The sequence below is a fragment of the Solimonas aquatica genome, from assembly GCF_900111015.1.
GTDB lineage: Bacteria > Pseudomonadota > Gammaproteobacteria > Nevskiales > Nevskiaceae > Solimonas > Solimonas aquatica.
Window position 1 is genome coordinate 94,500 of record NZ_FOFS01000004.1, and the last position, 26,109, is coordinate 120,608.

Here is a 26,109-nt window from a genome sequence, read left to right on the forward strand (position 1 = left end):
CCGTGGCACGGCAGCGGCCTGCGCACTCAGCCGCCGTGTCCGCAGGCGCCCTGCTTGCGGTCTTGCTCCGTGCAATCGGAACCCGAATCCACCGGGCTGAGAATCTCGACGAACAGTTCCAGCTCGGTATCGCGGCGTTTCTGCGAAGCACCGGCCTGCTCGGCGCTCTGCGCCACCGCCGAGGACACCGCACCGGCCACACTCATGGCGGAAGAATCCACGGCGGCGCTGGGCACGCCGATCTTGGCGCCGGAGACCTGGATGTTGTCGGCATTGGCCACCTGCGCCGCCGCGACATTGAGACTGCCGCTGACGCGGATGCCGGCGTCGCCTGCATCCACGGTGCCGACCGGTGCGATCAGATTGGCCGAACCTGCCGGCTCGCCCGGCACGCTCTGCAGCGCCGCGATGCCGGCGCCGCTGACCTGCGAGGCGGTATCGACCGTGCAGAACAGATCGTCGTCGCAGGCAAAGCGCAGCGGCGGCACTTCGGAACTGGTCTTGGCGCCCTTGCCGGCATTGATGTCGCCGTTGGAACTCCAGATCAGCACATCGCCGCCCTGCTGCGTGAAGATGCGGCTCTGCGCCAGCAGCACGCTCTGATCGGTGAACACCCGCACCGAGCCGGCCTGCAAGGCGAGCACGCCCTGCGAGCTGGGGCCCACCGCCGCGGTGTTGCCGGTTTCGGCGGTGAACGGCGGCGCGCCGGCGCTGCCGACCAGAATCGGCCCGCCGGGACCGAGAATGTCGATGCTGCCGCCATAGCGCGACTGGATCGTGGAACCGCGCATGTCCAGGGTGCCGGTGCTGCGCAGCGCCAGCGCGCCATTGCGGCTGCCATCGAGCGCGTTCTGCGTATAGCCCCACTGCCCGGGGAACAGGGTGTCGATGGCGCGATAGCCGCGTCCGTACTGGCCGGCATAGAGGATGTTGTCGGCGCTGTACTGCACGCCCTGCGGATGGCTGCGGTCGTAGACCTTGCGCGTGACCGCGTTGTAATCCAGGCCCACCTGATTGAGCAGATCCAGGAAGCTGGCACTGACGAAGCGCTGGCGCTGTGCCTGCGGCAGCGCGCTGAAGATCTGCCAGGCCAGGCTGGCATCCAGCGCGCCGAGCTGCACGCTGCGATCCACGCCATCGCGACGCTGCGCGTCCAGCAGCGTCTCACGCACGAACGCCAGCAGCGCCTGCGTGTAATCGGGCGTGCCGAGCTTGTCCTGCGGATTGAGCGGATCGTGCAGCACGGCCGGATCGAGGTACTGCGCGGCGAAGGCATCGATGGCGATGCCGGGACCGACGCCATAAGCGACATCGATATCGGCGCCATCGCGATCCAGATACAGATTGTTGCTGTTGCCGATGCTGCGGATGCCCGGGAACTGTTCGCTGCCCTTGAACAGATAGCCGTCGCTGCGCGCATCGCCGGCGGAAGTCAGCGGCCCCAGATTGCGTCCGGCGGACACCGCCAGACTGCCCGGGCCGCCAAGCTCGATCACCGGCACGAACTTGGATTGCTGCAGCGGCGGATCGAGCAGATCGCGCCCGGCGATGATGCTGGTGATATCGCTGCTGTAGAAGTTCTGGCCCGAGAACCAGAGATTGACGATGTCCAGACCGGCGCGGATCTGCGCCGGCTTGAACACCGAGATGCGCATGCCATTGTCGCCGGCACCGGCCTCGTAGCCGGGAAACGCCTCCGAGCCGGCGGTGACGCTGAGGCGATAACCATTGAGGATGCTGCCGGCCACGCTGTAGAGGCGCAGCGGCTGCGGATCATGCGCATGCAGCAAGCCGGGATCACGCAGCAGGAAATTGGAGAGTCCGTCCTGCTGGATGAAGCTGCCCGAGGCCGGCACCGCGCTGCTGCTCAGCGGCGAGTCGATCGAAGGCAGCAGCGCCGCATCCAGATCGAGCAGGCCCAGGCGCTCGCCGTTGTTGGCGCGACCCAGCAGGCTGATGCTGTCCTGTGCATACAGTTCCAGCTGGCCATCGGCGGCCGGGAACAATTCGCCGCCGCGACGCAGGCTCAGGGTGCCGTTGGCGGCGGCGATGCTCAGATGCGCCGGCAGGATGAAGGCATCACCTCGGCCCAGCACGCTGCTGCCGCCATAGTCGGCACCCGGAATCACCGCCGCGCTGCCCAGCACCACCGCGCCGGCGGCGCTGCGCAGGCTCACCGCCGAAGCAGCGCTGTAGGCATTGGCGTCGAAGTTGGTGAACAGATACGAGGGATTGAAGATGCCGCCGACATTCAGTCCGGCCGCCGCCTCGACCTTGAGCTGCGCATCCTGCAGCGCCAGCAGCGGCGCCGCATCGCTGTTGCCGAACACGCCGCCGGCACGCAGATGGCCCTCGCCCTTCGCCACGAAGTACGAGCCGCCCAGCACATCACCGCCGGCCGAGAGCTGCAGATCACCGCCGCCGATGCCGCGTTCATCGGCGCCGGCCTGCTTCGTCCAGGTGCTGGGCAGGGAGACCGAGAGACCCTGGATATCGCCACCGGCGCGGATCCGCACATCGCCGCCGGCGCTGAGCACGCCCTGATCGAACATGCCGAAGTTGATGGACGATGCCTCGCGGCTGCCGGTGCAGCCGCTCTGTGTGAGCAGGCAGCTGTCCTGCATCCAGGGCCACCACCACTGCGTGAGATTGGCGCCGGCCACGCCGGTGCGCGTGCCGTCGTCCGTGATCTGCAGCGGCGCGCGGATGCTGCCGCCGACCGCGATGTCCAGATCGCCGGCACCGCGCGGCTGCACCTTGCCGGTGTCGATCACCGGCGCCTGTCCGTCCACCACACTCAGCAGCCCGGCATTGCCAGGCCGCACCAGACCATCGGTATTGGCGTAGCCGGCGGTGTAGATCACGCCGGGCGCCACGCTGTCGCTGAGCAGCAGATCCCGCGCGGCGGCGATCTCGATGCTGCCGACGCCGGTGCGGATCATGGTCGGCGTCGCGAGCATGCGGCCCTCATTGCCTGCGGCATTGGAGGCCGCGCTCTGATGGCCGCTGAGAACCACGCTGCCCTTGCCGCTGCTCGCGAGCAGCGCCAGCGGATCGGCGCTGCCGGTGTCGGCACCCGCCACCAGACGCAGCGAGGCGGAATCGTAAGGCCGGCCATCGGCCTGCAGGCCCAGCAGCGAAGCCGTGGCCAGCGGCAGCGGATTGCTGGCGCTGGCACTGGCTGCCACATCATGGGCCAGATCATCCGGCTGTGTGGGATTGAAGGGATTGGCGCTCTGGAAGAAGCCATCGCTGATCGAGGCCTGCACGCGCAGATCGCCGCTGGCGCGCAGGCTGATCACCGGCGCCAGATCATTCGTGCGCAGATCCAGCACCGGCCGGCCCTGCGCATCGAAATGACCGGAAGCGAGGTTCCAGTTGCTGGCGATGGTGATGTCGCCGCCATCGATCAGTGCGCTGCTGTTGCGCAGCTCGATGCCGGCGCGCGCCAGCCAGTGCTGCGCCTGACCGTTGCGCTGATCCAGCTGCCAGACCGGGCTCTGCACATAATGCACGAGCGTGTCGCGGAAGAAGCGGCCGGCATCGCCACTGTTCGCCGGATCGACGCGGCCGTTGAAGTGCAGCGCGCCGCTGCTGCTGTCGGCCGCGTCCCAGCGTGCGTAGATTTCCAGCTCCGGCGTGCTGGCGCCAAGCAGGGTCGCGCCATCGGCGACGCTGAGCGGCACGCTGCCATCGGCGAGCAGCGGCACCCGCAGACGGACGCGGCCGGCGCTGCCGCTGACGTCCAGCAACGCGGTATCGGCCAGCTGCACGCGTCCGGCCTGCGCGGCGTCGTAGGACTGATAGCCGAGCAGCGCATCGCTGCGGCCGTCGCCGCTGGCGCCCACGCCCAGATCGATCCTGCCGCCCTTGCCCTGCGCGCCGCCGGCCGCCAGCAGCGAGCCAGTGATGCGCAGCGCATGCTGGGCGTAGGCGGCAATGCTGCCGCCATCGGCGCCGCGGGCATCGATGCGACCGGCCAGATCCAGATCACCGCCATCGGCAATCAGCTGCACACTCTGTGCACGCAGCTGCCGGTCGGCGCCCAGACTCAGATCGCCGCTGCCGCTGCGCACGCGGATCGCGCCGTCGATGCCCGAGCCTGCCAGCGCATCGGCGACGCCATCCAGCGCCACCGCCGACCGGCTGTCGAGGCTGAAGCTGGCGCCCGCACCGCTGCTGCCGCGCGCACCGCGCAGCTGGCCTTGCAGACTCACCGCGTTTCCCGCGCTGCTCAACGCGATGGCACCGGCGTCGCCGCCGCTGGCATCGGCGGAGACATCGAGCGTGGCGCCCGCTGCCAGGCTCAGCGCGCCGCTGCCGCTGGCGAGCTGAATCGAGCCCGCCGACAGCGGCAGGGTCTGATCGTAGGCGATGAAGCGGCTGCCGCGGGCATCCAGCTGCGCCTGCGCACCCAGGCGCAGATCCTCGCTGGCGCTGAGGCTGATGCGCCCGGCCTGCGCGGCGAGCGGCGCGTTCCAGTCGATGCGGCGCGCCGTCACGCCGAGGCTGCCGCCGACACCGCCGGCGGGCACCTGGCTGGTGCTGCTGCGGGTGGCCTGCAGCAGACCCGCGTCTTCGATGCGCAGCGCCGAGGCATTGCCGAGATTGAACACCGGCGCCTGCAGCAGCAGATCGCTGCCGCCGAGCAGCAGACTGCCGCTGCCCACCGCACGCAGCTCGCTGCCGGCATTCAGGCTCAGCTGCGCAAAACCATCGAAGCCCATCCTGCTGCCGGTCAGGCTGTGGTCGCCGAAGAACTCCAGACGCGAGACCTGCGCCGTGAGCTGGCCGGTGCCGCCGCTGCCGTAACCGGCAGCGCTGTCGAGATTGTTGGCGAGAATCAGCGTGCCGCTGCTGAGCGTGGCGTGGCCGCCGTCGCTGATCAGCTCGGGGCTGTTGAGTTCCAGAGTGTCGAGCGCGCGCAGCTGCGCATCGCCGATGAAGTGGATGGCCTGCGTGGCATTGAGCTGCACCAGACCGATCTGCGCCAGCTGCCGCTGCAGCGCCGGGCCGATCAGCACACCGTAGTCGCCGCTGAGGCTGCTGCGATCCGCCACCGCGATGTCGGCACTGTTGAGTCCCAGGGACTGCACTTTCAGCTGCGCGGAATCGGCAATCGCCAGACCGCCGGTGGCATCCAGCGTGAGACTGCCGGCGCCGCCGAGCGTCGCGCCCGCCACGATATTCGTGCTGCCCTTGGCCAGGCCCTCGGGGCCGTCGAGGCCGGTCACCAGCAGACGCACCGGCACATTGATCTGATTCACCGACAGCTGCAGGAAAGCGCCGTCACCGCTGACATCCTGTTCGATGGGCTCGTCGTCGCTGAGCGTGCCGTCGTCCGGATCGGACGTCTGGTGCTGGATGGTGCCGGCGCCACCGATGGACAGCTGATAACCGCGCCGGCCGGTGGCCGCGCCTTCGCTGCGCAGCAGCGCCTGCTGGCCGATCTGCACGCCATCGCCTGCGGATTCACCACGCGCCACCAGCACGATCTCGGCGGCCTGCAAGGGCCGCGCGGCGGAATTGGCGACCGTCACCTTGTCCGCACCCACGTACAGCTCTTCGATGCCGTCGGCGGTGGAACCGCTGAGCGCGCCGAGCAGCAGGCGACGCGCATGCAGCCCGCTGAGCCAGGCCGCGTCCAGCGACAGCGCGCCGCCAAGCGCGCTGCCGTCGCCGACCACGATCTGCGGCGCGGCGATCTGCAGATCCACACCCTTGTAGCCGCTCACCGGCGCGGCCTGCAGCGCACCGCTCAGCGACAGCTGCGTCAGCGTCGACAAGGCCAGCGTGCCGGCGTCGGCGGGCGCGGCCAGCGGCAAGGCGCCGGCGCTCTGCTGCGCGGTGAAATAGTGGTTGAGGCTGGTGTAGTGATACTCGGAGTACTGGCCCCAGACCGCCGCCGACTGCAGCAGGAAGTTGCTGCTGTGCGCGCTGCGTGCGCCGCTGAGCTGATCGACGAAGTAGCCGGCCACCTGCAGGCTGCCGTCGGCCAGGGTCTTGTTGCTGATCGAGGCGATCACGTCCTGCGTGGCGGTGTCCTGCACCAGGCGGTAGGCGCCGGGCAGCACCGCGTAAGCGCCGGGCAGCAAGGTGTAGGTGCCCGCCGGCAGGCCGGCGATGCCACTGAGATAGACCGCCTGCCCCACCAGCGGATCGCGGGCCAGATCGCCGCTGAGCAGCGCCGGATCGTAGGGTGCCAGCCCGCTGTAACCGGGCACGATGGCGTAGACCTGACGCGCATCCGGATACAGCGAGAGCTGATGTTCGACACCGCCGGCGAACGAGGTGCTGCTGCTGGCCAGCACATTGCGCGTGCCGCCGGTGCCGGCCACCCATTCGCTGGCGAACAGCTCGCCGCCACCGCTGACATCGAGCACCGCACCGGATTTCACATCGATGCTGCCGCCGACCACGCCGATGCGCTTGTCGGGCGACTGCTTGAGATCGGACAGCTGCGCGTGACTGTCGCCGCTGGGGTTGTAGACCAGATTCAGACCATCCACGGTCTGACCATAAGGCAGCGTCAGTCCCGCCAGCGACACCGAGGTCCGGCTGCCGGCACCGAAGCTGACCTTGCTGGTGATGGTTTCCAGCGCCACCTGCGTGATCAGCGGCTGGTCCTGCAACACCGCCTGCCGGGTGTCGGTCGGGTCTTGATAGACCAGATCGTCGTAGTGATAGACCGCGTCGAGCTGGACGGTGGGAATGCTGCTGCGGAAGTAAGGGAACAGGCTGTAGTTGAAGACCTGCTCGTCATCGTCCACGCCTTCGAGAATGTGATCGTTGGCGATGCCGAGCTGGATCGAGCCGCCCGGCGCGTAGATCGTGCCGTCCTGCTCGATCTGCTTGGCGGTGACCACCAGCGAGCCGCCCACCGAGTAAGGCGCGACACTGCTGCCGCCGCTCTGCTTGAAGGTGATGGTGGCGTCGGAGGCCTGATAGAGAGTGCCGAAGGTGGTCAGCGGCTCGCCGGTATCGGGGTCCTTCTCCGTGGGGCGGATGATCAGTTCCAGATCACTGCGGCGCAGGTGATTGTCGGCAATCAGCAGCTGCGTCTGGCCGCTGGCCGGATAGATGCGATTGGCCGTCAGCGTGAGACTGCCGCCGATCAGGAGCACGCCCGGCAAGGTCTTGTAGTTGCCGTTGCCGGTATTGAAGCTGCTGTAAGCCGCCGGCGTGTAGAAACGCACATCGCCGCTGGCGTTCAGCGCTACGTCCTTGTAGTTCTCGATGGCCAGCTGACCACCGATGTCGAAATCCTGCGCGCTGATGCTGAGCGAGGACAGCGGCTGGCGTGTCTCCGGCAGGCCGGGCACGGTGATGTTCTCGAAACTGTCGTAGCTGTCAGCGCTGGCGCTGTAGCCGTGCAGGGCCACATACGGCGCGCTCAAGCTGACCTCGATCGGCTTGATGTGGCCATGCTCGGGCACCGGCGGACGCGCCGAGAACACCAGGGTGTTGAGGCTCAGCGAACGCGCCAGACTCAGGCTCAGCGAGCTGTTGATGTCGATGGGCACCGGCGTGTCGCTGAGCTGCGGATCGCTGCCCAGCGACAGCGCGGCGATGCCCGAGCCGTCGAGACGGTCCGTCGAGAAATACAGGATGCCGTCGGCGCCCACGGTCTGCCTGGCGCTGAAGTCGAGGAAACGCTCGGGCAGGGTCGGCGCGGTGGCGCTGAGCACCAGCCGCTGCGCGCCGGCATAGCCGCTGTCCGGCGCCACGCGCGGATTGAGCGCCACCACGCTCAGGCTGCCGCCCTGCGCGCCGGCGCCACCCGCCTGCCCCAGCAGGCTGCCATCGAAATACAGGCCGGAGCCCGCGCCGATGCGGATCGCACCGGCATCGCTGGCGATCAGCGTGGCGTCGGCCAGGCGCAGGCAGGGTTGCAGGATGCCGACATAGCCGCTGGCACCGGAGACATCGATCAGCGCCGCGGTGCGATTGCCGTCGCTGCTGCCGGTATTGCCGCCGCTGGACGATCCCCCCGAACCACCGGAGCCGCCGTCATTGCTGCCGAATTTCGGAATCACCGCGTTGCTGCCGGCAGCGGTGCCGGTGCTGGCGCTGCCGGTGTTGCCGGTGCTGGACGAACCGCTGCAGTCCTGCGTATCCGCGCAGCTCAGGGCGATGACATAACCGGTGTCGGCGCTGAGTGTCACCGAACCGCCGTCGATCACCTCGCCCACCGGAATCATTCCCGAACCCGCCGGCGCGGTGGTGGTGTCGTAGAGCGTGGTGCCGGAGACGTCGATCAGACTCTCGGCGCCGAGCAGCACCCACTTATCGTCGGAGGTATAGGGATTGAGGATGCCGGCGCTGCTGTCGGCGCCGCCGGAAGGATTGTTGTGATAGCCGCCCGAGGCGGTATCGACGCTGAGCGTGACCGAGCCGCCGTGATCGATGATGGAACCGAGCAGGGTCACGCGATTGTGCGAGGCGATCACGACGCTGGAGCGCGGCTCGATGGCCAGCGTGGCGGCGGTATCGATCAGCACCGAGCCCGTCGCCAGCGGATCGCCGCCCTCATCCAGCAGGCTCGGCGGCACGAAGATGCCGCCCGACTCGCCGCCCACCCAGTTCAGATAGTCGCCGGCGTAGAGCGCGAAGCTGGCACTGCGCGTGTGAAAGGCATCGAGCCGGCCGATGGTGATCGCACCCGCACGGGCCAGCTGCAGCAGATCGCTGCCGCTGCCGATGCTGCGCAGCGCCGGGATCGCATCTTCGGCGCCGCTCAGCAGCCATTGCTGCGGACTGACCAGCACGCGGGTGTTGGAGGCGATGCCGGCGTCGTAGACCGCATCCAGACGGAAATCAGCAAAACCGCCCGGGACCGGCCTGCCGCCGGCATCGCGGCCGCCGGCACTGAACAGCGCCGGATCGATCGCCAGCGTGCCCTGCGCATCGCTGCCGGTGGAACCGTCGATGACAATGCCCGGCGCGCGCAGTGCCAGGCGGCCGCCGCGCTGGAAGCCATAGCCATAGAGCGCGCCGCCCAGCTCGATATGACCGACCTCATCGAGCAGGGTGCTGGGCAGCGCCGGACCACCGACGCGGCCGAAAGGCGCGCCATTGAGCAGATAGGTGCTCAGCGCAATCGAGCCGCCGCTGCCGAGAATCACGCCATCGCTGCTGCGCTGCAGCCTGCCGTTCTGCTGCACGCGCAGGCCGCTCATCACGTCGATGACGCTGCCGCTGTTCAGCACGATGGCGCCGGTGAGATTGGCCACCGTCGGCGGCACCTCGGGCGTGCCGGTGTCATCGGGATTGTTCGGGTCCGGCTCCACCGCCGGGCTGCCCGGATCGGTGACGAAGGAGGACTGCAGCGTGCTCAGCGTCACCGAGCCGCCGTTGAGGTAGGCGCTGCCGTGCGCCTGCTGCTGATCCAGATCGGTATCGTTGATCAGCAGGCCACGGGCACTGAGCCTGGCCTTGTCGCCCAGCACGATATCGCCGGGCACCACATCGCCCTCGGTCTCCAGCACCGAGGCGCCTTCCAGATACGTCTGGCCGGTGCTGAGCAGATTGATGCGGCCCGAAGGCGCGCTGAGCTGACCTTCGACATCGATGCGCGAGGCCACCATCTCGATGCGCGCCGCCGAGATGCTCAGGCCGTTGTCGCCCTTGGCGCTGCCGCCCGGCGCCACGCTCAGCTGCGCATCCTCCGCCACCTTGATCTCGCCGCCCATGGTGGTGGCGCCGGCCTGATCGGCGATGATCTTCACCACACTGGCGCCGGAGTCGCGGATCAGCTTGGCCGAAACCGGTGTCCACCAGGCGACATCGCCGGTATCGCTGGCGTCGCCGCCGCGTTCGAAAGCCGGCGAGCGCGCGTCCACGCCGCGCAGCAGCGCACTGTCGAGCTGCGACACCACCGCATAACTCGGCCCGCCGCTCACGGTATTGAGACCCGGAAACAGCTGCCCGGAAAAATTGCCGCCCCACTGCAGGGTGCCGCCGAGACTGATGCCGCCGTTGTCCAGCTGCCGGCGTCCGGACACCGCATGCGCGTCCACGCTGCCGGCGATCAGGCTGGTGGTCTGTCCGAACACGGTGAGGCTGCCGGCGTTGCCGCCGCCGATGTCGGCCTCCTCGTAAACCAGGCCTTTGCCGGACAGCAGCGGGTTGATGTAGACCTCGCTGATGTTCCAGCGCGGATGCTGCTCCACCGCCTGGCCCGCGAAACCCACGTAGCGCACATTGGGATCGGCATGGGCGATGTCCACCACGCCGCCGGACGCGGTCACCAGCCGTGTCGCATTGCTGTAGCCGGCGTCGTAATGCAGATAGCCGCCGGCCAGATTGAGCTGCGAGCCGATGTCGGCAATCACCTCATTGCCCAGCAGCTTGAGATTGCCGCCGTTGACCAGCAGCTCGCGCACACCGCGGCTGACGTTCTCCACATAACCCAGCAGATTGGCCAGCGGCGTGCCCACCCAGCTGACACCGTCGCTGCGCGTGCCGCTGTCGCGGCTGTCGAACACCAGGCTGGAACCGAACAGCGGACCGCTGCGCTGCAGCGGCGAATCAGCCAGCTCGTTGAGGCCGATGCGCGGCACGCTGATCAGCACCTCGGACAGCGGCACCTCGATATCGGCCAGACCCGAGACATCGATGCTGGCGCCCGGCGCGATATACAGGCGCCCGGCCACGCCCTCGCTGGCATCGACCGTGGACTTGAGCAGCGAGCTGTCTTCCGCCACGGCCGTGAGATTGACGTTCTGTCCCGGCGCCTCCAGCAGCGCGCCGCTGTCCAGCACGATGGCCGAGGCTTTCACGTTCAGGCCCTGCGGCGCGAACTGCGCATCGGCGGAGGCCGAGGAATTGGTTTTGTCCGGCGTATCGTCGGCGGCATCGTGGTCGAACACGCCGCTCTTGCCCTCATCGGGCAGCACCGTCGTCAGGGAGCGCCCCGAGAAGCCGGCGTAGCCGTAGCGCTGATAACGCTGCGACTGCTCGTCGTAACCATCGGCGGCGATGATGTCGATATAGCCGGCGCGTGCCACGCTGGTGCTGGCCTCGATCACGCCATCCTGCAGCACGCGGCTGCCGATCAGCGACACGCCGCCGCGCAGCGCGCTGATCAGGCCGCTGTTGTCGATCGTGAACAGCGGCGTGAGCTCGGCATTGCCGTGACTGGCATCGACGATGCGGCCCACCGAATTGACCACGAAGCGCCGCGAACTCTGCGAGCTGTCGGGTCGCGAGACTTCGACGCCCACACCGGCCACCAGCGCCAGCTGGCTGTCGGCGGCATCGAGCACGCCGGCGACATGCACGTTCGGCGCCGCGATCAGGCCGAAGCCATCGTCGCGGATCGACAGCTGCGCGCCGCGCGCCACCGTGACATCGCCCGGCAGGGCCAGCGACAGCGCATCCGCCGCCGCCAGCGGCAAGGTGGCGCCGCCCCGCGCATTCAGGCCCAGCACGCCACCGATGGCGCTGTTGGGATCGGTGGACAGCAAGCCGTATTTCAGGAACTGCGTGTTGCTGTAGGCCAGCGCCTCGTCGCTGAGATCACGCAGCTTCTGCTCGCCCGTGCGCAGATACAGCGGCAGCGTCGAGACCAGCAGCGAATGCGTGTCGATGCGGCTGCCGGCGTCGAACAGCACGCCGTTCTGATTGAGGATGTAGACCGCGCCCTCGGCCTTGATGGTGCCCTGCACCACCGAGGCCTCGACGCCGGGCCTGACGCGGTTGAGCGCGATCCAGTCGTTCTTGCCGTCGGACTGCGTGCCGGCGTGCTGGTCGATGTGCAGCGTGGTGTGCGCGCCGACGTTGAAGGAGTCCCAGGTGAGAACCGCCTTGTCGGCGGTCTGCGCCACCGTCACCGTGGTGCGGCCATCCTGCACCGCCTGCGTCGGCGCCTCGGCATTGACCCAGATGCACTGCGCGGCGCTGGCACAGCCGGCGCTGCCGCTGGCCTGCGGCACTTCGATCTTGCTGGGCACCAGGCCGCCGGCGGTGAGGCCGTCCGGCACTGCCGGGGCTTCCAGACTCAGCTGCTGCGCCGCCGCCAGCTGGCGCTGCTTCTCGGCGGCGATACCGTCCAGGGCCGCGCGCAGATTGCTCAGCGAACGATCCGCCGACTTCAAGGCCTGGTCCGGCGTGCTGGCGCCCGACTGCAGTACCGCCGTGGTCGGCGAACGGGTCGCCGGTATCTGGTTCTGCGCGGCGCTGCCCGCGTGCATCTGCGCGAACCAGGCCGCCGAGCCGATGGAAGCGCCGGCAAGCGCCGGCGTCGCCTGCAGCAGCGAGGGCGCGCCCAGCAGCCCCAGCAAGGCGATGCGCCGCATGCGGCCCTGCGCCGACAGCGGCCAGAGGCCGGGTCTGCGCTGCTGGCGATCAGGACGTTTCATGGCGCGCTTCCAGTTTGAATTTCAGGCGGACTTGGCGGCCGGCGCGGCCGGCATGCTGCGCACGAAGGCGATGAATTCATGCAGCACGCGATCCCAGAGCTCGCAATAGGCTCGCAGCAGCGCCGCCGGCTCGCCGGCCGCGATGAACACATCCATCGCCACCACCAGCATCTCGCCGCTGTGATACATGCGCGCGAAACGCTTGCCGGCGTTCCAGCGCTGCGCCATCGCCGCGTCCAGCCCGCCATCGGTGGCGATCAGACAGCTGAAGCTCAGATCCACGTAACGGTCCTGCTGCTGCGGCGCGCAGTTGCCGCCGGTGACCACGAAGCCGATGCCCTGCACCGCGCTTTGAATCAGCTGGCGACCGTCTTGCTGCTCGGCGAGCGTGGCGCGCAGGCCGGCGCCGCGCAGCACGTCGGCGATCTCGGCCAGGCTCAGGGATGCGACAGGGGTATTCATGGATTCTTTCCGTTGGCGCTTGCGGTTTCAGGGGTTCTTGCTGCCGGCGCGCAGCGTCGCGGCCTGATCGCGGTAACGCTGCGCGGTCTGCTCCAGCTGCGCCTGCCGCAGGCCGGTGAGCGGCTCGCGTGACAGCAGCACATCGGCAAAGCCGCGATTCTGGTAGCGCAGCGCCAGCTCATCGACCACGCCCAGCAGGCTGCGGTTATCGGCAAGGCATTCGGTCAGCGCCGCATCCGCAGCCTCGGCGCGGCGGTGGTCGGCGAGCAGCGTGGATTGCAGGCGGCGGTAATCCTGCTGCGCGCTCTGCTGGGCCTCCTGCAGCTGCTGCAGCTCGCCGCCGCGCTGCGTGAGCTGCGCCTGCAGCGCCTCGCGCTCGCCGCGCAGCTGCTGGATGTCGTGCTGCAGGCGCTGCGCCTTGCCCGGGTCCTCCACGGGCCGCGCCTGCGCCTGCGCGAGCTGCACCTTGAGGCTGGCGTTTTCCTGCGTCAGCGCACGCAGCTGGGTGATGGTGTTGCGCAGCTGATCGCGCAGCCGGTCTTCGGAATTGCGATCCGCGCGGGCCGGCGCCGCCAGCATCAGCAGCGCGCTCAGCAAAAGCAGGCGTCCTGGCGACATGGCGGGATCAGAAGCGCACGGCCAGATCGATCTGCAGCACATCGATCGAGAGCTTGGGCCCGGTGATCTCGGTGGCGCTCAGATAGCGGGCGCCCAGCGTCGCGGACGGCGCAAAAGTGAAACTGCCGCCGACGTAATAGCCCTGCGCATTGCTGCCGCCGAGATGGAAGTCGGAATCGGTGAAAGCATCGAGCAGCGCATCACTCTGCACGTAGCGATAGCCGAACTGCGCCTGCCAGTCGCCGGGACGCTGCAGCTTGGGCCGGCCGAGACGCAGCTGCGCCTGATAGGCATTGCCGCCGCCTTCCCAGGCCTGCTGCGCCGTGCAGCTGCTGGCGTTGGCGCAGGGACCGAGATTGTTCACCGGCACCTGCGCGCGGATCTTGTCCGGCGAGAACGTGAGGTTGCGCGCGTAATCGGCATCCAGCGCGACGCGCACGGTCTCGCTCAGCGGCGCATCCCAGCTGGCACTGAGCGAGAGCACGCGGAACTGCGACGCCAGACCGAAATACTGATAGGTGGGGTCTTCGTTTTCGTTCTGCACCTGCAGATTGCGCAGGGCGAACATGGTGTTGCCCTTCTGCACGAAGGCCGGCCGCGAATCATCCGTGCTGCAGGCGTTTGCCGAACCCGGCGCCTGACATTGCGAGGAGAACTTGCCGACCACCTTGGTGAAATCGTAGAAGCCGGCGCCGACCCGCAGCATCTGCTCCTTGAACAGGTCGCCGCGCCATTCCAGCTGCGCGCCGAGCAGCCACTTGTCGCGGCTGGCGTACTTGCTCAGGCCGTTGCTGGCGTAGTTCAGATCGGTGTTCTCCACCGAGTACGCGCCCAGCGCCAGCTGCAGCGAGCGCTGCGGGCTGAAGCTGTAGCGGTAACGGCCGCCCAGGCCGTCGAAACTCAGATCGCGATCCCAGATCAGATCGGTGCCGGTGGTGAAGGGATTGGGCGCGCGGCCACCGTCGAAACTCAGCGCGGCGAGCATCTGGTAGTGCACATAGGCGCGGTCGATCAGCACCTGCGGCTTGTTGAAGCTGGTGCCCAGGGTCTGGTTGGTGGACACCGGGTTGCCGCCGTTGCCGGTGGCGAGACGGAAGTTGAACACCATGGGATCGGAGAGCGTGTAGCTCAGGCCCAGCTTGGCGCGCAGCTTGGGGATGGTGCGGTTCTGCGTGGTGTTGAGAAACGGCACGGTCACCAGCGAAGGGTCCGAGGGCGGCGTGAAGTTCACCGGCGCGCCGCTGTTGATGGCCTGGAAGTTGAAGAACTGCGCGCCATTGCCCTTGTCCATGAGATCGGCTTCCATGCGCAGCAGAATCTCGCCTTCGATCCGGGTGCGCCGCACCCAGGCCGGCAGCGCCTCGGGCTGCGCCCAGTTCTCCTTGGCGGCGGTGGCCAGGATCTCGTCGCGCAATTCCTTCTTGATCTCTTCGCGCTGCTGCTCGCTCAGATACGGCACGCGCACCGCCTTGTCCTTGTCGCCGGCGGTCTTGTCCGGGCTTTCCGTGGCGGGCTTGTTCAGCGGCGCGGCCGGCGGCGGCGCCGACTCGCCGAGAAAATCGCTCATCTGCAGATCGGGTGTCGCGGCCGGCGTCTGCTCCTGCGGCAGCGGCTGCGCCTGTGCGAGCGTGGCGGCGCAGAGGCTGGCGCAGGCGGCCAGCAGGCGCAGGCCCTGGCGCGGCTTGAGGACGTGAAGATCGGCTTGGTCAATCATGAGCGGGATATATCCTGGCGAGATGTCAGCTGTTGAAGCGCGTGCCGCGATTGCGTGCGCCCAGGCGCAGATTCATGGGTTGCGGCATATCGGCGGGGGGAACGTCCAGACGGCCGATGCTGCGCAGGGCCTCCAGAACCAGATCGTCGATATCGCTCTTGCCGCTGGGCTGCAGCAGCGCGACGCGGCTGATGCGACCATCGGCTTCGACCCAGATCTGTGCGGTGAGCTCGAGGCGCTGCTCGCGCAAGCGCTTGCGGCGATCCATCGCCGCATAAACCTTGTCGTGAACCTTGCTGTAGTACCAGCCGAAGCGGGAACCGCCGCCACCACCACCGCCATAACCGGCGCCGCCCGGCTTGCCACCGAGTCCGAAGCCATCGCTGCCACCCTCGCCCGCCGCGTCCAGCGCCGGCGGACCGGGCGGCGCATCGGAGGGCGGCTCGGGTGAAGGGGGCGTCTGCTGCAGCTCCTCCACCTTCATCTGCGGCGTCTGCTCCTTGGGCGGCTCGATCTTCTGCTCGGGCGGCGGCGGCGGGGGTGGCGGGGGCGTCGGCTGAATCAGCTTGAGCTGCACCACTTCCGGCACGATCCTGCGCGGCTGTTCACCACCGGAGTGAACCAGCGCGTAAATGCCCCAGCCGAGCAGCGCCAGCAGCGCGAGAACGCCGAGTACCGGCCCCGCCTTCCTCATCGTGTTTTGCAGACCAGCGGGCATGATCGGCGCTGACTACTGAACCAGACGCTGGGTGACCAGACCGAGCTGCGTGATGTCCAGCTCGCCCAGCAGCGCCAGCACGTCGATCACGTTCTGGTATTGCGTGGCACTGTCGCCGCGCACGATCACCGGCAGATCGGGGTTCTCGGCCTTCTTCTGCTTGAGGCGCTGGGCCAGTTCCTCGCGGCTCACCGGCACCGCGTCCATGAAGATCTTGCCTTCATTGTTGATGGTGATGGCCACGGTCTTGGGCTTGGCCAGACTGGGCTGGTTGGAAGCCTTGGGCAGATTCACCTTCACGCCCTGCACCGAAGCCGTGGTCATGATGATGAAAATCACCAGCAGCACGTAGGCGAGATCGAGCATCGGGGTGACGTTGATATCGTCGTAGGCCTTGTCTTCCTGGACTTGCATGGCGCTGTCTCCTGGGTGCTTCAGACCGCGTGGAACCGCTCGGCCACCTTGGTGGTGAACTCCTGCACGAACACCTGCATGTCCGCGCTGCATTCCTTCACCCGGGAGAGCAGATAGTTGTAGCCAAACAGGGAGGGAATCGCGACGAGCAGGCCGGCGACGGTGGCGGCCAGGGCGGCGGCGATGCCGGGCGCGATGGCATTGATGTTCACATCACCGGCGGCAGCCACCGAGGCGAAGGTGATCATCACGCCCATCACCGTGCCGAGCAGGCCGATGAAAGGGCCGCCGGAAATGGCGATGGTGAGCAGCACCATGAACTTGTTCAGCGCCTGCGTCTGGCGCAGCACCACGGTTTCCATCGCGGCGCGGATCGCTTCGATGGCGGCCGGGTTGAGACTGACACCGGGCTGCAGCTGCGGATTGCGATGGCGCAGCTCGCGCAGGCCGCTGTCGAACAGCGCATGCAGCGGCGACTGCAGCGCCAGCGCCGATGCCGGCGCGGTCTCGCCGCTGTGCATGCTGCCGGCCAGCGTCAGCACATCGCCCTCGGCGCCGGCCAGCAGGTCGAGAAACGCGGCATTGCCCTTGGCGGCACGGCTGAGCTGGCTTGCCTTGCGCGCCATGATCACGAAGCTGATGCTCATCATGGTCATCAGCACCACGATGGCGATCCAGGCATCGAGCGTCAGCGAAGACAGAATGATGCCGAGATGACTGGTGTGGCTGGAGCTCTGCTGTTCGTCACCGCCGAAACCCAGCAGCTTGTCCTGCGTGCCCTGGTTGGACGCCGCGAGCTGCATCCAGCCGGCGCTGAGTTCGCCGCGGTAGATCTGGAATTCATCCAGCGTGCCGTGATAGGCCTGCTGCACCGCGCCGCCGCTGCCTTCGCCACCCAGCGTGGCGCCCGCCTGCAGCGTGGGCAGGCTCACCGGCGCACTGCCGGCCAGCTTGCCATCCAGATACAGCGACAGGGTGCCGGCGGTGGACACCGTCACGCCCACGTGATGCCAGCTGCCATCGGCAATCGCGGTCGGCGCGCGCAGCAGGCTGCGGCCGTTCACCGCCACCGAGGGATGGCCGCCGTCCAGGCCGATGCGCAGCGCGCCATTGCCATAGCTGTACACGGTGGCGGATTCGGCCGCCGAGGGCCGCAGCCACAGCGACCAGCTCAGCGCCGCGCCACTCTGCATCTGCAGCGCGGCATTGGCGGGAATGCTGAGCAGCGCGGTGCCGTCAAAGCGCGCGGCGCCGCCGATCAGGCCGCTGTCATCGCCGGCCACCACGCTGCCGGCGTGTTGTGCGTAGGTGGTGGCGTCCTGCGCCGCCGAGCCCGCAGCATCGGAGAAGTGATAGACCAGCAGCTGTTCGGCGGGATAGGTCTCGCGGCTCTCCGGCAGGGTGTTGGTCTGCGCATTGCCGTAGTACATCCAGATCCTGGTCTGCACGTCCGGCTTGAGTTCCGGCAGCGCCACCCAGACGAAGGCCATGTTGAACACCGGATCGAACTTCTCGATGTGATAGGCCAGCGGCGTCTTGTCATCCTCGGCGACGAAGCGCAGATCGGAGCCGTCGGCATTGGCATCGCCGAAGCGGAACACGCCCTCGTGCAGACGCACCAGCACCACGGCCGGGTGCAGCGCCGCGCCGCCCGACACCGGCACGGCGGCGGGATTGAGCACGATCTGCTTGCGATACGACCAGTCGTGGCTCCACCACGCACCCGCCGCCTGCGACCAGCCGGCCAGCAGTGCGCCCAGCGCCAGCCACGAGCGGATTTTTCGATTCATACGCATTGGCACCACACTCCCTAGAAACTGCCGACGAAGCGGAACAGCAGACGACGATCACCCTTGGCGGTCGGTGCGGCCAGACCGCTGGGCGTGTTTGAATTCGGATCGGACTTCACGAACGGCAGGCTGCGCAGCGCCTCGCTGTACACCAGCTGCAGGTTCGCGTACTCGCGCATGCGCAGGCTCAGTCCGCCACCGGTGCTCATCAGCCTGAAGATGCGCGGCGAGCTGGCATCGACATAAGGGCCGTGGTCATGCAGCCAGGCGGCGTCGAAGAAGCCGTAAGGCTGCAGCTCGGTGAGATAGGCGGCCCAGCCCGCGGCGGCGAACAGATCCGGCAGCGAAGGCAGACGCAGCTCCAGATTGCCCACGGCGCCGTAATCGCCGGTGACCTCGGCCTCGAAGTAGCCGCGCACGCTGTCGGTGCCGCCACCGGAGAGCTTTTCCGCCGGCAGCAGCGGCCGGTCGGTGAACTGGCCCAGCGCACGCAGATTGATGCCGAAGCCCTTGGGCAGCGAGATGTAATCACTGAGCGAGGCCCGCAGGTATACCGATTGCGCGCGTGCGCCATAGCGCGACAGATCCAGCTGCTGCTCATCGCTGCCCACTGCGCCGGTGCTCATGATCAGCGCTGCATCACTCTGCAGGCGGTGATGCGTACCGCGATAGCTTTGCGAGAGCGACACGCTCAGCGGCAGATAACGCAGCGGCGTGAGTTCGGTCTTGCTGCCCTGCGCCGAGCTGAGCACGGTCTGCGAGTCGAAGTTCTTGTAATCGGCGCCCAGCGTGATGCTGGGAAACCAGTCCTGGCTCTCCACCGTCAGCGGGCGGCTCAGGCGCAGGCCGATGGTATTGCTGTCGCTGATCGCCAGAATGCCTTGCGCGACCTCGATGCGGCTGTTGCTCTGCAGATCGGACAGGGTCAGGGTCCAGGGCGAATCGCCCAGGTGCAGGGCGTAGGAGGCCGACAGGATGCGGCCGTCATCGCTTCGCGAAGGCGCGGTGCTGTAGAACAGGCTCAGCGTGTTGCCGCGCTGGAAGAGATTGCCGTAGTAGGCGCTGACATAGCTGCGCAGCGCCGTGGTGCCGCGGGCGTGATCGTTGTTCAGGCCCAGCGAGGCGCCCAGCGGCAGCGACTCGTCCACCTTGAGCGTGATGTCCAGCGTGCCCGGCACCTGTCCCGGCGCCAGCTCCGGCGTGACGCGCCGGCTGGCGATGCGGTTGGCAGAGAGCAGCTCGCGCTGCAGCTCATTGAAGTTCGGCACCGTGCCGGCCTGCAGCGAAGGCACCTCCAGGCGCAGCCCCTGCGCGGAGCTGTAGCGCGCGCCTTCGATGCGCGTATCGCCGATGGCCGTCTCGCTGACCTGCAGCTTGATGATGCCGTCGCGGATGGTCTGCTTGGGAATGGTCACCGTCACGGTGCGATAGCCCAGCTCCTTGTACAGCTTCTCCAGCGCGGCGCGTGCGCCGTCCACGTCTTCGGCCTTGCGCTGCTCGCCGACGAAGAACTGCAGCACCTCCTGAATCTCACGCGGCGTCAGCACGCTGTTGCCCAGCACCTGGAATTCCTGGATGTCGAAACGGCGATCCTGTACCGGCACCACCTGCGTGGCGCCTGCGACGCGCGGCGCTTCCTGCGCTCGCGACACGCCAACGGCGCCCACCAGCAAAGCCAGTGCGGCGTAGATACGCACAGACGACATCCCCTTCCCCAGATGGAAAAACGCGTGTAGCCCCAAGCTCTGATCTGCGCCCTTGCGCGACCTCGCAAAGGCTGTTTCGACGCGAGAGAGCCGCAGCAGCGGGCCGCTGTCGAACGTTTGTCATTATCGAAGGCTACCGTTACAGAATTGTTGCCTTCCGAGCTGCCCATGCCGGCTTACGCCTCCAACCACTCCGGTGAGTCATTGTCTTTGTTGAAGCGCTGGTCGCTGCCGCTGCTGGCGCTGGGCGGCATCGCGCTGCTGCTGACGCTGGCCGGCGCACCCGCGCCTTCATCCCCGCCGCGCGAAACCGAAATGGCCGCGATTCATGCGGCAAGGGTCCGGCAGGACATGGCCGCCTCTGTCACGACGACTGCACCCGCCGCCACGCAGTCCGGCCCGAAGCAGATGGAAGTCGTGGAGATGGATGGCAGCCTGGACGAGGACAGCGGCGATGACGATCCCTATGCCTTTCACGATGCGCTGCAGACACCCGATCCGGGTGAGGGCATCCGCCCCAGCAACGAGGTGATCACCACTGCCGCCGAAGACGAGGCGCCGGCGCTGCCGAGCGATGAGCTCGATGCGCCGCAGCGCGACTACAGCGCTTCACCACTGGCACAGCAACGCCGGCAGGCCAGACTGTCGGCAATCGCCGCGGCCGCCGGCGCCGCAGCGACGCAGCGCTGTGAAGCGGCGCCCGATGCCGCGCAGCCGCTGGACAGCCGCTCGCTACCCGAGGCCCTGCGCAGTTCCTTCAAGACGCCGCGCTTCGATGTGCTGGCTTACGACCGTGACGCCAGACGCCGCTTCGCCATCGTCGATGGCGTGCGCATCAACGAAGGCAGCGCGCTGGATGCGCAGACCACACTGCTGGGCATCACGACGGACGGCACGCTGCTGGAACACCGCGGCTGCCTGATTCTCATCGCCGCGCGCCGACGCTGAAAGATTTCGCCGTGCGTTTCACAAAACTCTAAGAGAACTGCAATGAAGCGCCTGTAAGGTGCCAGCCGCTCGCTCATGGCGAGCAGGTGCCAGTGCCAGGTGAGTTGTCGCGTCAAAGCAGGGGTTTTCGCGATTCAAGCGATTCAAGTACGGCGGCGCTTGCGCTGCAGGCGCCGTGGTCGTTGACCATTTCTCTCAAGGGGATTTCATGAAATCGATCCATCAGCTGTTCCGCATCGCGGCCGTCGCGGCCGTGCTTGCGGCGCCGTCGGCCTTCGCCGCCACGGCCACGCCGCCCGCCACGGTTCTCTACGGCGGCGGCGCCACCTTCCCGGCCGAGGCCTACATCGGCTCGACCTTCCTCGGCGTGAAGACCGCGCTGCCGACGGCAGCCCGTCTCTCCGTCACCAACGGCATCGCCGCGCCCTCGGGCGTCACCACCGCCACCGCCGACAAGGGCTCGCTGTTCGGCGCCTTCGCCGTGCTCAACAACACCATCGGCGCCTGGTATTGCCAGACCGGTTCGGGCACGGGCAAGAACGTGCTGACCGGCGGCAGCGCCGGCACCGTCCTCGCCAGCGGCGCCTGCGGTGACTACGGCAGCACGCCGGCCGGCTTCGGCGCGCCCTCGGGCGTGGAAGCCAGCTTCGCGGGCACCGATGAGCCGCTGTCCACCAGCGACATCACCAACTTCAACACCAACAAGGCCGCCACCCACACCGAGCTGGTACAGATTCCCAGCACCATCGGCTCCATCGCGATCGTTTACAACAACAGCGATCTGGGCAAGACCAAGCTGAACCTGACGCGTTCGGACATCTGCGGCATCTTCTCCGGTGCGATCACCAACTGGAGCCAGCTGACGCATACGCCGAAGTACACCGCCAAGGCCAAGGCCATCAATCTGGTGGTCCGCTCCGACTCCTCGGGCACCACCTTCAACCTGACCAACTTCCTGAGCGCGGCCTGCCCCTCGCTGGCGCTGCCGGGTGATACCGCCTACGCCGGCTTCAAGATGAACAAGGTGTTCACCACGTCCTTCCTGAGCGGCTTCACCGCCCCGACGGTGGATGCGCAGAGCGGCAACGGCGGCGTGGTCTCGCGCGTCAACGCAGTGGACGGCTCCATCGGCTATGCCGACGTCGCCGACGCCGCCGCGCGCGCCAAGCTCGCCGGCAGCAAGGTCACCTACGCCACCGTGGCTTATGCGGCGGACGTGGCCAAGTCTTCGCTGGTGCTGGCGCCGAGCGGCTCGGGCAGCTGCCCGAACGGCACCTACGGCAAGCGCGTGGACAAGACCGTGGGGCCGATCACCACGGTGACCAACCCGAGCTCCACCAAGACGCTGAAGTTCACCTGCCCGGCCATCACCTACAACAAGCTCGACCCGGCGAAGAACCTGCTGGCCAAGGGCACCACGGGCGTGGCGCTGACCGCGCAGGCTGACAAGCTGATGGGCTCGGTGGGTTCCAACGGCCGTCAGGCGCTCGACAGCGCTGCCTACACGCCGGCTGGCGTTGCGGGCTGCGTGCAGGTGGTGGACCCGGCGGCGCTGTTCGCCGCTCCGGCCGCGACCAAGAAGGCTGCCGCCGACGTCAGCACCTACCCGCTGGTCGCGCTCACCTATCTGGTGGCCAACAGCACGGGCAATGGCGCCAACACCGCGGCGCTCAAGAGCCTGCTGAAGACGCCTTACGACACCGCCACGCTGGCCAAGACCAAGACCATCGGCAAGACCTCGGGCTACGCGCCGCTGACACTGACCCTGGGTGGCGGCTACGCCACGCCGGCGGCGCTGATCGACGCCTGCATCCAGAACTAAAGGTTTTCGCCGCAACAGTTTTCACGTTGTAGCTTTCCCATCCTGGCCCCGGCTCGTCCGGGGCTTTTTTTTGCGTGCCTTTCAAAACCCTCTGATATTTTCTTGCGCGCAGCGGGCAAAGTGAATGTCGACCGGCCCTAGTCGCGATCCGGCGCACCCAGCGGAAACAGCGGCCGATACGGCCGTGCCTCGTCCACCGCCCGCGCGAACGAAGGCCGTGCCAGCAGTCGCGCGCGATAGGCACGCAGGCGCGGATGGGCTTCGGGAATGGCCAGCACCCAGTCGGCGTAGAACAGCGCAGGCGCTGCGGCGCAGTCGGCGAGCGTGAAGTCTTCGCCGGCCGCCCATTGCCGCCCGGCTAGCTCGTTCTCCAGCCAGTCGTAGGCACGCAGCAGACGCTCGCCGGCAATCGCCACGCCCTGCTCGCGCGGCATCGGCAGCCTGCCCAGCGCGCTGTCCACCGCGATCTGCATCGCATCCATGACATGCAGATCGAAGAAGCGATCCAGAAAGCGCACCTTGAGCGCCGCCATCGGCTCATCCGGCAGCAGGCGCAGCGGGCCGGGGTGGCGCAGCTGCAGGTACTCGATGATCACACTCGACTCGACCTGCTGCTGCTCGCCATCGAGCAGCAGTGGAAACTTGCGCAGCGGCCAGCGTCGCAGCCACTCCGTGACATGCGCCGGCGCTTCGGGGCCGATGCAGCGGAATTCAAAGAGCAGCTGGTTTTCGTACAGCGCAATGAGCACCTTCTGCGTGTACGAGGAGAACGGATGACCGTAGAGCGCGAGCGTCATGGCGATGACCTTGTCGGGACAAGCCCACACGCTAGCGCGTGCGCGCGACGGCGCACAAGCCGGCGGCAGCCTGGGCCGGCCCGCGCGCTGTCGCGCGACGACGACGGGCTCAGGCGTTGATCGACGCCATCGCCGCCTGCGGATAACGCGAACCGGCCGCGACATCGGGCGGGAACACCGCATCCAGCTGCGCCAGTTCCTGGGCGCTGAGCTGCACCGACAGTGCGCCGAGGTTTTCTTCCAGATAGCGGCGCCGCTTGGTGCCGGGAATCGGTACGATGTCCTGTCCCTGCGCCAGCACCCAGGCCAGGGCCAGCTGCGCCGGCGTGCAGCCGTGCTGCTGCGCGAGGCTCTGCACCGCCTCCGCCAGCTTCAGATTGCGCGCGAAGTTCTCGCCCTGGAAGCGCGGACTCTGGCGACGGTAATCGTCCTCGGCAAAATCCGCAGCGCTGCGCAGCGCGCCGGTGAGAAAGCCGCGCCCCAGCGGACTGTAGGCCACCAGGCTCACACCCAGGCGGCGGCACGCGGCGAGCGTGCTGTTGCTTTCCGGATCGCGCGTCCACAGCGAATACTCGCTCTGCAGCGCGCTGATCGGATGCACCGCGCAGGCTCGCTCCAGCGTCTGCGCCGAAGCTTCGGACAGGCCCAGGTAACGCACCTTGCCGGCCTTCACCAGATCGGCCATGGCGCCCACGGTGTCCTCGATGGGCACGCTGCGATCGACACGATGCTGGTAATACAGATCGATATGCGACACGCCCAGGCGCTGCAGGCTGGCCTCGCAGGCGGCGCGCACATACTCGGGACGGCCGTCGACGCTGCGCTTCGCGGGATCCTGCGCATCGCGCACGATGCCGAACTTGGTGGCGAGAAAAACCTGCGTGCGCCGACCGGCGATGGCGCGCCCCACCAGTTCTTCGTTGGTATGCGGGCCATACATGTCGGCGGTGTCGAGCAGATTGATGCCGCGCGCCAGCGCCAGATCGATCGTCGCCAGGGCTTCGGCCTCGTCGCGGCCGGCATAGAAATCGGACATGCCCATGCAGCCCAGACCCAGCGCGGAAACCACGGCGCCGTTGCGGCCCAGCCTGCGCGTTGCCAGCTTGTCGTTCATGACAGCACTCCATCAGCGAGGGATGAGGTGCACAGCCTAAGGCCGCCGTGCCGGGCAGGCTTAGATCAATGCTCGCGCATCCTTGCCCGATCCTGCAGAACCGCGTGCAGACCTGGCGCGACGCGCGCATCATCGACGCCGGTTCCCTCGCGATGCCGACACCATGTCCTCCACCGTGCTACCGCTGAATTCCAACGAATCCGGCCACGAGCCACGCCGCACCGAACTGGTGGCGCGGCTGTCGCGCCTGGCCACGACCGACGGCCGCCACCAGACCGCCATCGAGGCCGTGCAGATCATCCGCGCCAGCACGCCCACGCAGGCCCTGCCGGCGCTCTACGAGCCGGCGCTGTGTGTCGTAGTGCAAGGCCGCAAGCACGCGCTGCTGCACGGCGAAACCTATGTCTACGACCCGCTGCGCTATCTAGTGGTGTCGGTGGCCATGCCCATCATCGCGCAGATCATCGAGGCCTCGCCGGAGCGCCCGTATCTGTGTCTGCGCATCAACATCGACGCCAGGGAACTCGGCAGCCTGCTGCTGGACGGCGGCGCGCCGTCGGCCGGCGCGGTGGATCGCGGCCTGTACAGCGCGCAGCTGAGCGAAGCGCTGCTGGATGCGGTATTGCGCCTGGTGCGCCTGCTCGATACGCCCGAGGATGTGCCGGTGCTCGCACCGCTGGTGCTGCGCGAAATCCACTACCGCAGCCTCACCGGCGAGCTGGGCCATCGCCTGCGCGCGCTGGCGCTGGTGGACAGCCGCGCCGAGCGCATTCATCGCACCCTGCAACTGCTGCGCGAACGCTATGCGCAGAACCTGAGTCTGGAACAACTGGCGCAGACCGCGAACATGAGCCTGTCCTCGCTGCATCAGCACTTCAAGGCCGTGACCGCGATGTCGCCCCTGCAGTATCAGAAGCAGCTGCGTCTGCACGAAGCACAGCGCCTGATGCTCGGCGAGGGACTGGAGGCTGCAAGCGCCGCGCACCGCGTCGGCTATGAAAGCGCCTCACAGTTCAGTCGCGAATACAAACGCCTGTTCGGCGTGCCACCACGCCAGCAGATCGAAGCCTTGCGGCGACGCGCGGGTGAGCATCGCAGCCCATGAACCCGCGCCCCGAACCCGCCACGGTGCCAGCGGCAAGCCGCGCCGCGACGCTGCTGCAGGACGCCGACTTCCACGACGCCTGGCGCATCAGCTCGGCGCGCACAGAGCGTTCGGCGCTGGCGCACTTCATCGCCGCGATGCGCACCACGCCACCCTGGGTGTAGCGCTGCATGCGCATCCGCAACCGGGTGGTTCAGCGCCTCGGCCTGAAGAATCTGGGGGCCATGTCCTCGCTCGCGGCCGACAAGCCGGCGCAAGCTTATGTAGCCGGCGAGCGGATCGGCATCTTCACGGTGTTTGAAAACAGCTTCAACGAAGCCTTGATAGGAGATCGCGACAAACATCTAGACGTGGTGCTGAGCATCCATCGCCAGCTGCAGGCCGGTGGCCGCGAAGTGCTCATCACGGTGAGCACGGTGGTGCATGTCAAGAATGCTCTGGGACGCCTGTATATGTTTCCGGTATGGCCGATGCATCGGCTCATCGCGCCGGCGGTGCTGGCTTCGCTGGGGCGAGAGATGGCGTAGCGGCGGCGCCGC

General features: G+C 67.7%; 15 protein-coding genes. 5 read left to right on the forward strand and 10 right to left on the reverse strand.

The genetic code is table 11. The features are described 5' to 3' along the window. Positions 1-26 precede the first annotated feature (26 nt). From BMY12_RS06080 to BMY12_RS06115, 8 genes are read right to left on the reverse strand one after another with little or no spacing between them, the layout of a single operon-like run. A complete protein-coding gene (locus BMY12_RS06080; RefSeq protein WP_093283446.1) occupies positions 27-12,362 on the reverse strand; it encodes a filamentous hemagglutinin family protein in 12,336 nt (4,111 codons plus the stop codon). 21 nt (positions 12,363-12,383) lie between these two features. Continuing rightward, entirely contained in the window at positions 12,384-12,824 is a 441-nt protein-coding gene (locus tag BMY12_RS06085; protein WP_093283449.1) for a YbjN domain-containing protein, read from the reverse strand. Positions 12,825-12,851: 27 nt separating this feature from the next. Next, a complete protein-coding gene (locus BMY12_RS06090) occupies positions 12,852-13,442 on the reverse strand; it encodes a hypothetical protein (protein ID WP_143068860.1) in 591 nt (196 codons plus the stop codon). A gap of 7 nt (positions 13,443-13,449) precedes the next feature. Continuing rightward, entirely contained in the window at positions 13,450-15,156 is a 1,707-nt protein-coding gene (locus BMY12_RS06095; RefSeq protein WP_093283454.1) for a putative porin, read from the reverse strand. Between the two features lie 25 nt (positions 15,157-15,181). Continuing rightward, entirely contained in the window at positions 15,182-15,850 is a 669-nt protein-coding gene (locus BMY12_RS06100) for a TonB C-terminal domain-containing protein (protein WP_143068861.1), read from the reverse strand. Positions 15,851-15,886: 36 nt separating this feature from the next. Then, the gene (locus BMY12_RS06105) at positions 15,887-16,288 is read right to left on the reverse strand and encodes an ExbD/TolR family protein (RefSeq protein WP_093283459.1); all 402 of its coding nucleotides are present in this window, start codon (positions 16,286-16,288) and stop codon (positions 15,887-15,889) included. 20 nt (positions 16,289-16,308) lie between these two features. Further along, on the reverse strand, positions 16,309-18,084 hold the full coding sequence (locus BMY12_RS06110; protein ID WP_093283463.1) for a DUF2341 domain-containing protein: 1,776 nt from the start codon (positions 18,082-18,084) through the stop codon (positions 16,309-16,311). A gap of 14 nt (positions 18,085-18,098) precedes the next feature. Beyond that, complete coding sequence (locus tag BMY12_RS06115; RefSeq protein WP_093283466.1) at positions 18,099-19,784, reverse strand: ShlB/FhaC/HecB family hemolysin secretion/activation protein; 1,686 nt, start codon at positions 19,782-19,784, stop codon at positions 18,099-18,101. A 168-nt stretch (positions 19,785-19,952) separates the two neighbouring features. Between BMY12_RS06115 and BMY12_RS20230 the strand changes: the two genes are divergently transcribed. Then, positions 19,953-20,732, forward strand: a complete 780-nt coding sequence (locus tag BMY12_RS20230; RefSeq protein WP_177188873.1) for a hypothetical protein — start codon at positions 19,953-19,955, stop codon at positions 20,730-20,732. A 208-nt stretch (positions 20,733-20,940) separates the two neighbouring features. Further along, entirely contained in the window at positions 20,941-22,554 is a 1,614-nt protein-coding gene (locus tag BMY12_RS06125) for a substrate-binding domain-containing protein (RefSeq protein WP_093283472.1), read from the forward strand. 137 nt (positions 22,555-22,691) lie between these two features. On the opposite strand, the gene BMY12_RS06130 is transcribed toward BMY12_RS06125, so the two are convergent. Continuing rightward, a complete protein-coding gene (locus BMY12_RS06130) occupies positions 22,692-23,351 on the reverse strand; it encodes a glutathione S-transferase family protein (protein WP_093283475.1) in 660 nt (219 codons plus the stop codon). Between the two features lie 109 nt (positions 23,352-23,460). Next, the gene (locus tag BMY12_RS06135; RefSeq protein ID WP_093283860.1) at positions 23,461-24,453 is read right to left on the reverse strand and encodes an aldo/keto reductase; all 993 of its coding nucleotides are present in this window, start codon (positions 24,451-24,453) and stop codon (positions 23,461-23,463) included. 175 nt (positions 24,454-24,628) lie between these two features. On the opposite strand from BMY12_RS06135, the gene BMY12_RS06140 reads away from it, so the two are divergent. Genes BMY12_RS06140 through BMY12_RS06145 form a run of 3 tightly spaced genes read left to right on the forward strand, consistent with a single transcriptional unit; the run spans position 24,629 to position 26,097 of the window. Then, positions 24,629-25,570: an AraC family transcriptional regulator gene (locus BMY12_RS06140; protein WP_093283477.1), complete on the forward strand. Its 942-nt coding sequence runs from the start codon at positions 24,629-24,631 to the stop codon at positions 25,568-25,570. Then, positions 25,567-25,734 carry a hypothetical protein gene (locus BMY12_RS20480; protein ID WP_218140104.1) on the forward strand — a complete coding sequence of 56 codons (168 nt, stop codon included), beginning with the start codon at positions 25,567-25,569 and terminating at the stop codon, positions 25,732-25,734. Before BMY12_RS06140 ends, BMY12_RS20480 begins: the two co-directional genes overlap by 4 nt. A 6-nt stretch (positions 25,735-25,740) precedes the next feature. Beyond that, the gene (locus BMY12_RS06145) at positions 25,741-26,097 is read left to right on the forward strand and encodes a DUF2867 domain-containing protein (RefSeq protein WP_218140105.1); all 357 of its coding nucleotides are present in this window, start codon (positions 25,741-25,743) and stop codon (positions 26,095-26,097) included. Positions 26,098-26,109 lie beyond the last annotated feature (12 nt).